Source organism: Bacillus sp. 522_BSPC, from assembly GCF_001076885.1.
In the GTDB taxonomy this organism is placed as follows: Bacteria; Bacillota; Bacilli; order Bacillales; family Cytobacillaceae; genus Niallia; species Niallia hominis.
This window is the reverse complement of record NZ_JVDT01000186.1, coordinates 1-14,732: the sequence shown is the minus strand read 5'-3', so window position 1 is coordinate 14,732 and position 14,732 is coordinate 1. Positions and strand designations below refer to the sequence as shown.

The window sequence follows — 14,732 nt, the reverse complement described above, 5'->3', positions numbered from 1 at the left end:
ATAGCGAGAAGGTCACACCCGTTCCCATACCGAACACGGAAGTTAAGCTTCTAAAGCGCCGATGGTAGTTGGGGGTTCTCCCCCTGTGAGAGTAGGACGTCGCCAGGCCACTAAAAGACCTAAAAGCTTTATTGCTTTTAGGTCTTTTTTTACGTAAATAAAATACTAAATCAGAACAGATGCGCTAACTAGTGATGAGTAATAGATTATATCTTTGTGACTTTAGACAATATATTAAATTGGGGACATAGCTACTTCATTTCGCTAATTCATCCTATTACTTCGTACTTAAACATCAAATAATGGAGTTAACAATTATATATCTCCTTACTAAAATAAATGAAGAAATCAGCCACAATATTAGTGAGTTTTTTCAAAAAAAAACCGACTTTCTTCTATTATATATATTTTCAGATTTATCTGTCTTTTATTGAAGAATATAAAATTGTTTACTTCTTTCTTATTAGGTAATTATAAGTATAATATAGGAATAGTAAATACATATGGGAGTGAGCAAATACATGCTTGAAAATAGTGTTACGATGGTATTGATTATTCTCATAATCAATATTGTCTACGTTTCTTTTTTCACGATACGAATGATTTTAACTTTAAAGGGCCAACGTTATTTAGCTGCATTTATCAGCATGATAGAGGTAGTCATTTATGTTATAGGTTTAGGGTTGGTTTTGGATAATTTGGATCAAATTCAGAACTTAGTTGCCTATGCTATCGGATATGGTATAGGAGTAATTGTTGGAATGAAAATTGAGGAGAAGCTAGCTTTAGGATATATAACAGTTAATGTTATAACAAAGGAATATGATAGAGATTTGCCTAATTCTTTAAGAACTAAAGGATATGGTGTAACAACTTGGGCTGCACAGGGGCTAGAAGGCGATCGTATGTCTTTGCAAATATTGACTCCTCGAAAATATGAATTAAAATTATATCAGACAATTAAAGAGTTGGACCCAAAAGCATTTATAATTGCATATGAGCCAAAAGCGATTTATGGTGGATTCTGGGTGAAAAGTGTTAAGAAAGGAAAATTGTTTAATGAGTAAGAAAAAAAGATTTGAAGTACAAATAAATGAGACGATTAATGATTGTCTAGAAAGAATGAAGAAGGAAGGTTATACGCCAATAAAACGGATGGAAAAGCCGGTTTTTAAGGAAATAAAGGTGAATGGTCAAATGTCTTATGAGCCAGTATCACAACAAATTATCTTTGAAGCAATACAGCTAGAAGGTTAAATCACGAACAATAAAATCATATTTATATTAATTGTTCGACATTTACTGTTGACAATATATAAATATGCTTGTTAAGATGGTATAGTGTTAATTAAAAAAGACGGAAATAAAATAAATTAAATAGCCCTCATATAATAATGGGAATATGGCCCATAAGTTTCTACCCGGTAACCGTAAAATACTGGACTATGAGGGAAAGTGAATGAAAACGAGCTGAAAAAAGTAGAGTATACTTTATTCAGGTTTATTTAAGCTCTGGACAGATACTTTCTCTCTTTTAGTGTAGAAAAGTGTTCTGGCTAGGGCTTTTTAAATGGAATCAGGAGGGAGAACATGACCGCATCTGTTGGTGTTATCATGGGGAGTAAATCAGATTGGGAAACAATGAAGCATGCGTGTGGAATATTAGATCAACTGGAAGTAGATTACGAGAAAAAAGTGGTCTCTGCTCATCGTACTCCTGACTTAATGTTTGAATATGCCGAAAGCGCGAGAGATAGAGGAATGAAAGTAATTATTGCCGGAGCAGGTGGAGCGGCACATCTTCCAGGCATGATTGCGGCTAAGACAACTTTGCCTGTTATAGGAGTTCCTGTTCAATCAAGAGCTTTAAATGGACTGGATTCTCTATTATCAATTGTACAAATGCCTGGTGGAGTGCCAGTTGCTACTGTAGCAATTGGTAAAGCTGGTGCGACGAATGCAGGACTTCTTGCAGCCCAAATACTAGGTGCTACAGACTTAGAATTAGCAGAAAGACTTTTTTCCATGAGAGAAAGAACAAAAAAAGAAGTAATGGAAAGTAGTGATGAGCTTGTCTAATAAAGTAATACTGCCAGGTCAAACAATTGGTATTATAGGTGGCGGTCAGTTAGGACGAATGATGGCAATCGCTGCAAAAGCACAAGGGTTTAGAATTGCAGTATTAGATCCAACCGAAGATTCTCCTTGTGGGCAAGTAGCTGATTATAAAATTATCGATGCCTATGATAGTTTATCAGCTATAAAAAAATTAGCAGAAGTAAGTGATGTAATAACTTATGAATTTGAAAATATAGATGCAGCTTGTCTAGATTGGTTAACCAATAATGCTAACGTTCCACAAGGTTCTGCTGTTCTTGAAATTACACAGGATCGAGTAAAGGAAAAAAAAGCAATAGAGCAAGCTGGAGTTAAGATAGCTCCATATGTAGTTGTTGAAAAAACAAGTGATATTTATAGTGGTTTAGCACAATTAGGCTATCCAGCTGTTTTAAAAACAGCCCGTGGAGGTTATGATGGAAAAGGCCAATATGTTATTAAAGAAAGCAGTCAAATAACAGAAGCGGAAAAGCTTTTAAACAATGGAGTTTGTGTATTAGAAAAATGGATTCCTTTTAATAAGGAAATATCGGTTATTATCACTAGAAGTGGAAAGGGAGAGGCTACTGTTTTTCCAGTTAGTGAAAATATCCATCTTAATAATATTTTGCATGAATCAATCGTTCCGGCTCGAATTAGCGACGTGGCAAAAGACTTAGCGATTGAAAAAGCAAGTAAGCTTGCTGAGAATCTACATTTAGTAGGAACACTAGCAGTAGAAATGTTCCTGACAGAAGACGAAGAGATTTATATTAATGAGTTGGCTCCTAGACCACATAATTCTGGGCATTATACAATTGAGGCGTGCGAGACTTCACAGTTTGAACAGCATATCCGTGCGGTGTGTAATTGGCCGTTAGCGAGCACTAGACTATTAAGACCTGCTGTCATGGTTAATATTCTCGGTCAACATCAAGGACAGATGATTGATAGGATTCCTGATTTACAGGATTGGAAAATTCATCTTTATGGAAAACTGGAACCAAAGGAAAATAGGAAAATGGGGCATGCAACCTTACTTCGCTCATCTGTTGAAATAGCATTAGATGAAATCGAGAATACAAACGTATGGAATGTGCAGACAGAAAAAATCGGAGGATAAACAATGATCGATCGTTACACAAGACCAGAAATGGGAAACATTTGGACAGAGGAAAATCGCTTTAAAGCATGGTTAGAAGTAGAAATTTTGGCATGTGAAGCTTGGGTGAAGCTTGGTGAAATCCCAGCAGAAGATGTTAAAAAGATCCGCGAAAATGCTTCGTTTGATATCGAGCGCATTAAAGAAATTGAGCTAGATACAAGACATGATGTTGTAGCATTTACAAGAGCAGTATCTGAAACACTAGGAGAAGAAAGAAAATGGGTACATTATGGTTTAACTTCTACAGATGTTGTTGATACAGCACTTTCATACTTAATTAAACAAGCAAATGAGATTATATTAAAAGATGTAGAGAACTTTATTGAAGTTTTGAAGAATAAAGCACAAGAACATAAATACACCGTTATGATGGGGCGTACACATGGAGTTCATGCTGAACCAACTACTTTTGGCCTAAAGCTTGCCCTATGGTATGAAGAAATGAAACGTAACCTTGAAAGATTTAAAGCAGCAGCTGAAGGAATTGAATATGGCAAGATTTCCGGTGCGGTAGGAACTTATGCTAATATTGATCCCTTTGTGGAGCAATATGTATGTGAAGAATTAGGATTAAAACCAGCACCGATTTCTACGCAAACGTTGCAACGTGATCGTCATGCGGATTATATGTCTACTCTAGCTTTAATCGCTACTTCTATTGAAAAATTCGCAGTGGAAATTCGTGGATTGCAAAAAAGTGAAACAAGAGAGGTAGAAGAATTTTTCGCTAAAGGACAAAAAGGGTCTTCTGCTATGCCGCATAAACGTAACCCAATCGGTTCAGAAAACATGGCAGGTCTTGCACGTGTTATTCGTGGTTATATGCTAACAGCGTATGAAAATGTCCCATTATGGCATGAAAGAGATATTTCCCATTCTTCTGCAGAGCGTATCATTATTCCAGATGCAACGATTGCATTGAATTATATGTTAAACCGTTTCAGCAATATCGTGAAAAACCTAACTGTATTCCCTGATAATATGAAGCGTAATATGGATCGTACGCTTGGTTTAATTTACTCACAACGAGTATTACTTGCTCTAATTGATAAGGGGCTTACAAGAGAAGAAGCGTATGACACTGTACAGCCTAGGGCAATGGAATCTTGGGAAAAGCAAGTACCGTTCCGTCAGCTAGTAGATAGCGATGCAGTAATTTCTTCTAAGTTAACAAAAGAAGAGATTGATGATTGCTTTGATTATCACTTCCATATTAAACATGTTGATACGATTTTTGATCGTCTTGGATTATAAAAAAATAGGAGCTGTCACATAAAATGACAGCTCTACTACAAACAGTGGAAACTGAATATACCGAATTTTAAGCAAGATAGCGCAAGTAAGAATTTTTCGTTTTATCCCTAATTTTTTTGATAAGGAGACTCTTCAAATGGAAAAGAGAGCTTTATTGTATGAAGGAAAAGCAAAAAGAGTGTATAAAACTTCAGATGAGGATATTGTTTGGCTGGAATATAAAGATTGCGCTACTGCCTTTAATGGTGAGAAGAAAGCGACTATAACAGGCAAAGGTCGATTAAACAATGAGATTACTAGTTTACTATTCTTAAAGTTAAAAGACTTTGGTATTCCATCACATTTTGTCGAAAAATTGTCCGAAACGGAACAGCTTGTAAAGAAAGTGGATATTATCCCATTAGAAGTAGTTGTTCGTAATCTAGCAGCGGGAAGTTTTTCAAAAAGATTAGGAATAGAAGAGGGCAATCCGTTATCAAAGCCATTGGTTGAATTTTACTACAAGGATGATGCACTAGGGGATCCAATGATTACGGAAGACCATATCGAAGAATTAAAGCTTGCATCAACAGAGGAAGTTGCATTTTTAAAGAAAAAGGCACTAGAAGTAAACGAAGTATTAAGCAAATTTTTTGGTGAACTGGGAATTAACTTAGTGGATTTCAAATTAGAATTTGGAAAAGACAAAGATGGAAATATTCTTCTTGCTGATGAAATTTCGCCAGATACATGCCGACTTTGGGATAAAGAAACAAATGCGAAATTAGATAAAGATGTATTCCGTCGTGATTTAGGTAATCTAACAGATGCATACGAAAATATTTTAGCGAGACTAGGGGGAAGTCAACATGTTTAAGGTTAAAGTATATATCACATTGAGAGAAAGTGTATTAGATCCACAAGGTAATGCAGTGAAGGGATCTTTGCATTCGTTAAATTATAAAGAAGTAGAAGATGTACGTATCGGTAAATACCTAGAATTAACCATTGATAAATCAGAAAGAAACATTGATGAGCTAGTGAAGGAAATGTGTGAAAAGCTACTTGCTAATACAGTAATAGAGGATTACCGCTATGAGGTGGAGGAGGTTGTTGCACAGTGAAGTTTGCAGTAATCGTATTTCCAGGATCCAATTGTGATGTTGATATGTTTCATGCGGTGAAAGATGAGCTTGGTGAAGAAGTAGAATATGTATGGCATGATACAGACAGCTTAGAAGGCTTTGATGGAATTTTGCTACCTGGAGGATTCTCTTATGGTGACTATCTTCGTACAGGAGCGATTGCAAGATTCAGTAATGTAATGAAGGAAGTAGTGAAAGCAGCAGAAGCGGGCAAACCAGTTCTTGGTGTATGCAATGGATTCCAAATACTATTAGAAGCAGGTTTACTGCCTGGTGCAATGAGAAGAAATGAAAGCTTAAAGTTTATCTGTAAGCCAGTTGAACTGCAGGTAGCAAATAATAATACGATGTTCTCCTCTGCATATACAGAAAACGAAGTAATCACTGTCCCGATTGCTCACGGAGAAGGAAATTACTACTGTGATGAGGAAACATTAGCAAACTTAAAAGCAAATAATCAAATTGTCTTTACTTATAATGGTACAAATCCAAACGGAAGTTTAGAAAATATTGCTGGAATCACAAATGAAAAAGGAAATGTCCTTGGCATGATGCCACATCCAGAAAGAGCAGTAGATGAGCTATTAGGTGGAGCAGATGGTCTGAAAATATTTAAATCAATCGTTAGTCAGTGGAGGGAAGCAAATGTCGTTCAGCTTTGAGCCAAGTCCAGAACAAATTAAATCAGAAGAAATTTACAAACAAATGGGTGTGACGGATGAAGAGTTTGCGATGGTAGAAGGAATTCTTGGTCGCCTTCCTAACTATACAGAGATCGGGTTATTTTCCGTTATGTGGTCAGAACATTGTAGTTATAAAAACTCTAAGCCTGTATTAAAGAAGTTTCCGATAACAGGACCTCAAGTATTACAAGGACCTGGTGAGGGTGCAGGGATTGTAGATATCGGCGATGGCCAAGCGGTAGCGTTTAAAATCGAAAGCCATAACCATCCATCAGCTATTGAACCATATCAAGGAGCTGCAACAGGTGTAGGTGGAATTATCCGTGATGTATTCTCGATGGGGGCAAGACCAATTGCTATTCTTAACTCTTTACGATTTGGAGAATTGGATAATGAACGTACGAAATATCTATTTAAAGAAGTAGTTGCAGGAATTGCTGGCTATGGTAACTGTATTGGTATTCCGACAGTTGGCGGAGAAATTGCTTTTGATGATTCCTATGCAGGCAACCCGCTTGTTAATGCAATGTGTGTTGGTTTAATTAATCATGAGGATATTAAAAAAGGCCAGGCACACGGTGTTGGTAATACGGTAATGTATGTTGGTGCAAAAACAGGTCGTGACGGTATTCATGGTGCGACATTTGCTTCTGAAGAATTAACAGAGAACTCCGATGAAAAGCGTCCTGCTGTTCAAGTAGGAGATCCATTTATGGAAAAGCTTCTTCTTGAAGCGTGTCTTGAATTGATTCAATCAGATGCATTAGTTGGTATTCAAGATATGGGTGCTGCAGGACTGGCAAGCTCTAGTGCAGAAATGGCAAGTAAAGCAGGTTCTGGTATTGAAATGAATTTAGACTTAGTTCCACAGCGTGAAACAGGAATGACTGCCTATGAAATGATGCTTTCTGAATCACAAGAACGTATGTTGATTGTTGTGAAAAAAGGAAGAGAACAGGAAATCAAAGATCTTTTCCATAAATATGATTTAGAGGCAGTAGCAATTGGTGTTGTAACAGATGATAAAATGCTTCGTCTTCTTCATAAGGGAGAAGTAGTAGCAAATGTTCCAGCAGATGCTTTAGCTGAGGATGCACCTGTCTATCATAAGCCATCTAGTGAACCCGCTTATTACCGGGAGTTCCAAGCGATGGAAAACTATATTCCTACTGTAAAGAACTATGGGGAAACACTTATTAATCTATTAAAGCAGCCTACTATTGCAAGCAAAGAGTGGGTTTATGATCAATATGACTATATGGTTCGTACTAATACAGTAGTTGCACCAGGTTCTGATGCAGCAGTAGTACGTATTCGCGGAACGAAAAAAGCTTTAGCAATGACAACAGACTGTAATGCGAGATACTTATACTTAGACCCAGAAACAGGCGGCAAGATTGCAGTAGCAGAAGCAGCTCGCAATATCGTATGTTCTGGTGCAGAACCACTTGCTATTACTGACAACTTGAATTTTGGAAATCCAGAGAAACCGGAGATTTTCTGGCAAATTGAAAAAGCAGCAGACGGAATTAGCGAAGCTTGCTTAGCATTAAATTCACCAGTAATCGGCGGGAATGTCTCTTTATATAACGAAACGAATGGAACAGCTATTTACCCTACTCCTGTTATTGGAATGGTTGGATTAGTAAAAGATACGAAAGATATCACTACACAAAGTTTTAAAGCAGCTGGGGACTTAATCTATGTGCTCGGAGAAACAAAAGCAGAGTTTGGTGGAAGTGAATTGCAAAAAATGCTAGAAGGATCTATTTCTGGAAAAGCACCTTCCTTAGACTTAGAAGTGGAAAAAGCTTATCAACAAGCAGTTCTAGAAGCAATTCGCACAGGCGTTGTTGAGTCCGCTCATGATTTAGCTGAGGGTGGTTTGGCAGTTGCTGTTGCAGAAAGCTTAATTAGCTCAAAAGGCTTAGGAGCAAAAGTTAATGTTAAAGAAGATGCAGTAACAGCACTTTTCAGTGAATCACAATCACGTTTCTTGCTTTCTATTAAACCAGAAAACAAAGAGATTTTTGAAAAATTAGTTCCTGCTACACTAGTAGGAGAAGTTACAGATACAGCCGTTCTTACCATAAGCCAAGGGGAAACTATTCTAGTAAATGAACAGGTTGATTCGTTAATGGATGCCTGGAGAGGAGCAATTCCATGCTTGCTGAAATAAGAGGGTTAAACGAAGAATGTGGCATTTTTGGTGTTTGGGGACATGAGGATGCATCTCAATTAGCATATTATGGACTGCATAGCCTACAGCATCGTGGCCAAGAAGGAACTGGTATTGTAGCAACAGATGGGGAAAAGTTAAAAGGAATTAAAGGAGAAGGGTTAGTCTCCGAAATTTTTACCCAAGAAGCAATTAAAGAATTGTCTGGAAAAGCTGCAATTGGGCATGTACGTTATGCAACAGCAGGAGGCGGAGGATATGAAAATGTCCAGCCTCTTCTGTTCCATTTCCAAAGCGGAAGCATGGCACTTGCCCACAACGGAAATTTGGTAAATGCGACAGCTTTAAAAAGCCAGCTTGAAGCACAAGGAAGTATTTTTCAAACAAGCTCTGATACAGAAGTTCTTGCCCATTTAATTAGAAGAGGCGGTTTTTCGGCATTTAAGGAAAGAGTGAAAAATGCGCTGACAATGATAAAAGGAGCGTATGCTTTTCTTATCTTAACGGAAACAGAATTAATGGTTGCCCTAGATCCAAATGGCATGCGTCCCCTTTCTTTAGGAAAATTAGGAGATGCGTATGTTGTTGCATCTGAAACATGTGCATTTGACGTAGTCGGAGCGGAGTTTGTTCGTGATATTTTACCAGGCGAACTTTTAATCATTGATGACAACGGCTTCCGTTCAGAGATGTTCTCTGTCGCTTCTAATATTGCCATGTGCACAATGGAGTATGTTTATTTCTCTAGACCGGATAGCAATATAAATGGAATCAATGTGCATACTGCTCGTAAAAATCTTGGGAAAAGATTAGCAATCGAGGCACCTATTGAAGCAGATGTAGTAACTGGAGTACCGGATTCTAGTATTTCAGCAGCAATCGGATATGCGGAAGCTACTGGTATTCCGTATGAGCTTGGTTTGATTAAAAATCGCTATGTTGGTCGAACATTTATTCAGCCTTCCCAGTCTCTTCGTGAGCAAGGTGTTAAGATGAAGCTTTCTGCTGTACGCGGAGTAGTAGAAGGAAAAAGAGTAATTATGGTCGATGATTCAATCGTTCGTGGCACAACAAGTAAACGTATTGTGACTATGTTAAGAGAAGCAGGAGCAACAGAAGTGCACGTCCTAATCAGTTCCCCACCAATTAAAAATCCTTGCTTCTATGGAATTGATACATCAACAAAAGAAGAGTTGATTGCATCGAAATATTCAGTAGAAGAACTTCGTGAATTAATTGGAGCTGACTCTCTTATCTTCCTAAGCACAGAAGGAATGATTGATGCAATTGGCAGAACAGATGATGGGGAAAATAGAGGACATTGCCTTGCTTGCTTTACTGGTAGGTACCCAACAGAAATTTATCCCAACGCGGATCATCCATACGAGAAAGTATAAAGATAAGAAGCTAAGATCCAAATGGAATGAAAAAAATTATACTTCTTTAACTGTTAAAAATAAAAGAAAAGCGGCATGAATAAATGTCGCTTTTCCACCTGAATCAAACTAGACTTTTCGATATTTTAGGAGGCATAAAATGGCTGAAGCTTATAAACAAGCAGGAGTTAATATAGAGGCAGGCTATGAAGCAGTGACAAGAATGAAAAAGCATGTGAAAAAAACAACTCGTCCAGGTGTTATGGGTGGATTAGGCGGATTTGGCGGCATGTTCGATTTATCTGTCCTTCATTTAAATAATCCTGTTTTGGTATCAGGGACAGATGGAGTAGGAACAAAGTTAATGCTTGCTTTTATGCTTGATAAGCATGACACAATTGGAATTGATGCTGTGGCAATGTGTGTGAACGATATTGTCGTTCAAGGGGCAGAACCTATCTATTTCCTTGACTATATTGCTTGTGGAAAAGCAGACCCTAGTAAAATCGAGGCGATTGTCAAAGGAATTGCAGATGGCTGCGAACAAGCCGGCTGTGCTTTAGTTGGCGGTGAAACTGCTGAGATGCCAGGAATGTATGATGAGGAAGAATATGATTTAGCAGGATTTGCTGTCGGAGCTTGTGAAAAAGAAAAGCTAGTAACTGGCGAAAAAATCCAAGCTGGAGATGTATTGATTGGCCTAGCATCAAATGGAATTCATAGCAATGGCTACTCTCTTGTCCGAAAATTATTTTTTGACAAAGCCAATATGTCTCTATCTGATTATATCGAGGAATTCGGTTGTACGTTAGGAGAAGAATTGATCAAGCCGACTAAAATTTACGTCAAATCAGTGCTATCTGCTTTAAAGGAATTTGAGATTAAAGGTCTTGCTCATATTACTGGCGGCGGCTTTATCGAAAATATTCCAAGAATGCTTCCAGAAGGCTTCGGAATGGAACTGGATGAATCAAACTGGGAAGTACCAGCTGTTTTTGAAAAAATGGAGCAAATTGGTGAAATCGATCGTAAAGAAATGTATAACATCTTTAATATGGGCACTGGAATGGTGCTTGCTGTCAGCAAAGAAGAAGAGGAGCAAGTAATTGACCATTTTACTCGTATTGGGGAAAAGGCGTATACAATTGGTAAAGTAACAGATGACGGGGAAATAAATATCATCCTCAAATAGTGTTGGAGGAATGTATATGAAGCGGATTGCTGTTTTTGCTTCTGGTAATGGTTCAAACTTTCAGGCAATAGTAAATGCGGTAAAACGAGAGGAGCTAAATACCTCTATTACCCTATTAGTCTCTGATAAACCGGGAGCTTTTGTTATTGATAGAGCGATGAAGGAAGAAATACCTACCTTTGTTTTTGCAGCGAAGAATTATCAGGAAAAGGCAAACTATGAACGAGAGATTTTAAAGCATTTAAAAGCAAATGAAGTTGACTTAATTGTTCTAGCAGGATATATGAGATTAATAGGTGAAACACTTTTACAAGCTTATTCTGGAAAAATTATCAATATTCACCCGTCGCTATTGCCAGCTTTTCCAGGCAAGGACGCAATTGGCCAAGCATTAAAGGCTAAAGTTTCGCAAACAGGCATCACGATTCATTACGTTGACGCTGGAATGGATACAGGCCCCATCATTGCCCAAGAGGCCATTACTTTGTCAGACAAAGAAACAAGAGAAAGCATTCAGGAAAAAATTCAAGCATTGGAGCACCGACTTTATCCAAGCGTTATACAACACTTACTTCATAAAAAAGAAGTATTCCATCAATAGACGAACAGATAAACTAAAAAGACCATCATACTTAAGATATCAACAGGCATGAAATATCAGGGGGAATAATGATGAAAAAAAGAGCGTTAATTAGTGTTTCTGATAAAACAGGTATTACAGATTTTGCAAAAGAGCTACATGAATTAGGATTTGAGTTAATTTCTACAGGCGGAACAAAAAAAGCAATTCAAGATAGTGGGATTCCTGTAATGAGTGTTAGCGAGGTCACTGGATTTCCTGAAATTCTAGAAGGAAGAGTGAAAACATTAAATCCGTATATTCATGGTGGGTTGCTTGCGAAATTTAATGAGCCAAGCCATATTGCCCAATTAGAAGAGCATAAAATTGACCCAATTCAAATCGTTTGTGTTAATTTATATCCTTTCCAACAAACGATTGCTAAGCCAGATGTAACGGTGGAAGATGCGATTGAAAATATAGATATCGGCGGACCAACAATGCTTCGTGCTTCAGCAAAGAATCACCAGTATGTAACGGTAGTGGTAGATCCTGTTGATTATCAAACCGTTATTTCTGAATTAAAGCAAGATAAGGAAGTATCGTTTGAAACGAGACGAAGACTTGCAGCAAAAGTATTCCGTCATACAGCAGCTTATGATGCTATGATTGCAGAATATATGACAGAGCTTACGCAAGAAGAAACACCAGAAAAATTAACAGTTACATATGAGTTGAAGCAATCCTTGCGCTATGGAGAGAATCCACATCAAAAGGCAGCATTTTACCGTAAACCACTTGGATCTGATTTCTCGATTGCTAATGCAACTCAATTACATGGAAAAGAACTATCTTATAACAATATCAACGATGCAGATGCAGCAATCCAAATTGTAAAAGAGTTTGCAGAGCCTGCTGCAGTTGCGATTAAGCATAGTAATCCATGTGGAGTTGGAACAGGAGAAGATATTTTTACTGCTTTCACAAAAGCTTTTGAAGCAGATCCAGTTTCTATCTTCGGTGGGATTATTGCGTTAAATAGAGAAGTAGATGCAGAGACAGCTCAAAAACTACATGAAATTTTCTTGGAAATTGTCATTGCCCCTTCTTATTCCCAAGAGGCTTTAGATATTTTACAAGGAAAGAAAAATATTCGTTTATTAACGATTCCTTTTGAAACAGGTAGCAGCAAAGAAATGAAATTCACTTCTATTGAGGGTGGATTATTAACACAAGATTTTGACCGCTATTCTTTAGATGATGCAACGATTACAATCCCTACAGAGAAGAAACCTACAGATGAAGAGTGGGAAGCTCTTAAATTCGGCTGGAAAATCGTTAAGCATGTTAAATCAAATGCAATTGTAGTGAATAACAAAGAAATGACACTTGGGGTTGGTGCTGGCCAAATGAATCGCGTCGGGTCTGCAAAAATTGCCTTAGAACAGGCTGGTGAGAAAGCAGTGGGTGCAGTGTTAGCATCTGATGCATTTTTCCCAATGGATGATACGGTTGAAGCGGCTGCCAAAGCAGGAGTTACAGCGATTATTCAAACAGGTGGAAGTATTCGTGATGAAGATTCCATCAAAAAAGCAAACGAATATGGAATTGCAATGGTATTAACAGGAGTAAGACATTTCAAACATTAATATCTTTAAGCTTGGGGGATATAAGAGAATGAAAGTACTCGTTATTGGCCGCGGTGGTCGGGAGCATGCAATTTGTACAAAAGTAAGGGAAAGTGAAAAAGTGGACACTGTTTTTGTGGCGCCAGGAAATGTTGGAATGACCGATGTCGCAGAACGTATTGCGATAGAAGAAACAGAGGTAGCGAAACTGGTCGATTTTGCCTTAACGCAAAAGATTGATTTAACTATTGTAGGTCCAGAAGTACCGTTACTTCTTGGGGTGGTTGATCAGTTTCAAGCTGCTGGCTTAAAAGTTTTTGGCCCAAATCAACGTGCCGCTGAAATAGAAGGAAGCAAATCATTCGCTAAAGACTTAATGAAGAAATATCAAATTCCAACTGGAGAATACCAAACTTTTTCTGATTATAAGGCGGCGAAAGCGTATATTGAGGAAAAAGGTGCACCGATTGTTATTAAAGCAGACGGATTAGCAGCAGGAAAAGGTGTAACTGTTGCGATGAACATGGAAGAGGCTCTAGAGAGCATCCAGGAAATGCTTGTTGGCGAAAAATTCGGAAGTGCTTCTGCAACAGTCGTTATTGAGGAATTTTTAGCTGGCGAAGAATTTTCTTTAATGTCCTTTGTGGATGGAGATACGGTAATACCTTTGGAAATTGCCCAAGATCATAAACGTGCCTTTGATGGAGATAAAGGGCCAAATACAGGGGGGATGGGAGCTTATTCTCCTGTTCCACACATCGATCCAGAAATCGTGCAAACGGCAATTGAAACAATAGTCAAACCAACTGCAAAAGCGATGATAGCAGAAGGCAGAACATTTACAGGCATTTTATATGCTGGCTTAATCGCTACAGATAAAGGGCCAAAGGTAATCGAATTTAATGCAAGACTAGGTGATCCAGAAACACAAGTTATCTTACCGCGCATGAAGTCCGATTTAGTGGAAGTTATTTTGTCTGTATTAAATGGAGACACTCCAACTATTGAATGGTATGAAGAGGAAATGCTAGGAGTAGTTATTGCGTCAAAAGGCTATCCGGAGGCATATGAAAAAGGCGTTGTTATCCATGGCTTAGACAAAATGGAAGATGTCTCTATTTTTCATGCTGGAACGAACTTAAATGAAGCAGGGGCATTTACAACTGATGGCGGTCGAGTTTTATTAATTGCTGCCAAGAGCCATACTTTAAAAGATGCACAGGATAAAGTATATAAAGAGCTAGAGAAATTAGAGAGCGATGGCGTTTTTTATCGAAATGACATCGGCTTTAAAGCGATAAAATAAGAAGGAATCTCCGTATGTAGCATTGATTTAGTCGATGATTGCATATGGGGATTCTTTTGTTAATGGTATATGGTGTGGTAATAGAGGAAGAGGAAGCGTCTCTAAGCCCAAAATCAAGCAATAGTCGTCTTCGAGGTAACAGAGGAGTCGTCTCTGAGCCCAAAATCAA

Annotated in this window: 14 protein-coding genes, 1 rRNA gene and 1 riboswitch; all 15 genes read left to right on the top strand. The window is 38.0% G+C overall.

What is annotated here, in order from left to right; translation table 11 throughout:
- A 5S ribosomal RNA gene (rrf, locus tag ADJ83_RS15895) occupies positions 1 to 108 on the top strand; the annotation flags it as partial.
- 413 nt (positions 109 to 521) lie between these two features.
- Positions 522 to 1,067, top strand: a complete 546-nt coding sequence (locus tag ADJ83_RS15890) for a DUF2179 domain-containing protein (RefSeq protein WP_048718364.1) — start codon at positions 522 to 524, stop codon at positions 1,065 to 1,067.
- Entirely contained in the window at positions 1,060 to 1,257 is a 198-nt protein-coding gene (locus tag ADJ83_RS15885; protein ID WP_048718362.1) for an NETI motif-containing protein, read from the top strand. The genes ADJ83_RS15890 and ADJ83_RS15885 overlap by 8 nt, the downstream gene beginning before the upstream one ends.
- A gap of 107 nt (positions 1,258 to 1,364) precedes the next feature.
- Positions 1,365 to 1,466, top strand: a riboswitch (purine riboswitch).
- Between the two features lie 124 nt (positions 1,467 to 1,590).
- Positions 1,591 to 2,079, top strand: a complete 489-nt coding sequence (gene purE / locus ADJ83_RS15880; RefSeq protein WP_048718360.1) for a 5-(carboxyamino)imidazole ribonucleotide mutase — start codon at positions 1,591 to 1,593, stop codon at positions 2,077 to 2,079.
- Positions 2,066 to 3,220, top strand: coding sequence for a 5-(carboxyamino)imidazole ribonucleotide synthase (purK, locus tag ADJ83_RS15875; RefSeq protein WP_192840952.1), 1,155 nt, complete (start codon positions 2,066 to 2,068; stop codon positions 3,218 to 3,220). The genes purE and purK overlap by 14 nt, the downstream gene beginning before the upstream one ends.
- 3 nt (positions 3,221 to 3,223) lie before the next feature.
- Positions 3,224 to 4,516 (top strand): adenylosuccinate lyase, encoded by a 1,293-nt coding sequence (gene purB, locus ADJ83_RS15870; protein ID WP_048718358.1) that lies wholly within the window; start codon positions 3,224 to 3,226, stop codon positions 4,514 to 4,516.
- Positions 4,517 to 4,652: 136 nt separating this feature from the next.
- The gene (purC, locus tag ADJ83_RS15865) at positions 4,653 to 5,372 is read left to right on the top strand and encodes a phosphoribosylaminoimidazolesuccinocarboxamide synthase (protein WP_048718356.1); all 720 of its coding nucleotides are present in this window, start codon (positions 4,653 to 4,655) and stop codon (positions 5,370 to 5,372) included.
- Positions 5,365 to 5,619: a phosphoribosylformylglycinamidine synthase subunit PurS gene (gene purS, locus ADJ83_RS15860; RefSeq protein ID WP_016205034.1), complete on the top strand. Its 255-nt coding sequence runs from the start codon at positions 5,365 to 5,367 to the stop codon at positions 5,617 to 5,619. Before purC ends, purS begins: the two co-directional genes overlap by 8 nt.
- On the top strand, positions 5,616 to 6,302 hold the full coding sequence (gene purQ / locus ADJ83_RS15855; RefSeq protein ID WP_048718354.1) for a phosphoribosylformylglycinamidine synthase subunit PurQ: 687 nt from the start codon (positions 5,616 to 5,618) through the stop codon (positions 6,300 to 6,302). Before purS ends, purQ begins: the two co-directional genes overlap by 4 nt.
- Complete coding sequence (gene purL / locus ADJ83_RS15850; protein ID WP_048718352.1) at positions 6,286 to 8,502, top strand: phosphoribosylformylglycinamidine synthase subunit PurL; 2,217 nt, start codon at positions 6,286 to 6,288, stop codon at positions 8,500 to 8,502. The genes purQ and purL overlap by 17 nt, the downstream gene beginning before the upstream one ends.
- A complete protein-coding gene (gene purF, locus ADJ83_RS15845) occupies positions 8,487 to 9,899 on the top strand; it encodes an amidophosphoribosyltransferase (protein WP_048718351.1) in 1,413 nt (470 codons plus the stop codon). The genes purL and purF overlap by 16 nt, the downstream gene beginning before the upstream one ends.
- Positions 9,900 to 10,038: 139 nt before the next feature.
- Complete coding sequence (purM, locus tag ADJ83_RS15840) at positions 10,039 to 11,070, top strand: phosphoribosylformylglycinamidine cyclo-ligase (protein ID WP_031539691.1); 1,032 nt, start codon at positions 10,039 to 10,041, stop codon at positions 11,068 to 11,070.
- Positions 11,071 to 11,086: 16 nt separating this feature from the next.
- On the top strand, positions 11,087 to 11,671 hold the full coding sequence (purN, locus tag ADJ83_RS15835; protein WP_031539688.1) for a phosphoribosylglycinamide formyltransferase: 585 nt from the start codon (positions 11,087 to 11,089) through the stop codon (positions 11,669 to 11,671).
- 68 nt (positions 11,672 to 11,739) lie between these two features.
- Positions 11,740 to 13,278 (top strand): bifunctional phosphoribosylaminoimidazolecarboxamide formyltransferase/IMP cyclohydrolase, encoded by a 1,539-nt coding sequence (gene purH, locus ADJ83_RS15830; protein ID WP_048718349.1) that lies wholly within the window; start codon positions 11,740 to 11,742, stop codon positions 13,276 to 13,278.
- A gap of 28 nt (positions 13,279 to 13,306) precedes the next feature.
- On the top strand, positions 13,307 to 14,563 hold the full coding sequence (gene purD, locus ADJ83_RS15825; RefSeq protein ID WP_048718347.1) for a phosphoribosylamine--glycine ligase: 1,257 nt from the start codon (positions 13,307 to 13,309) through the stop codon (positions 14,561 to 14,563).
- The last annotated feature ends 169 nt before the right edge of the window (positions 14,564 to 14,732 follow it).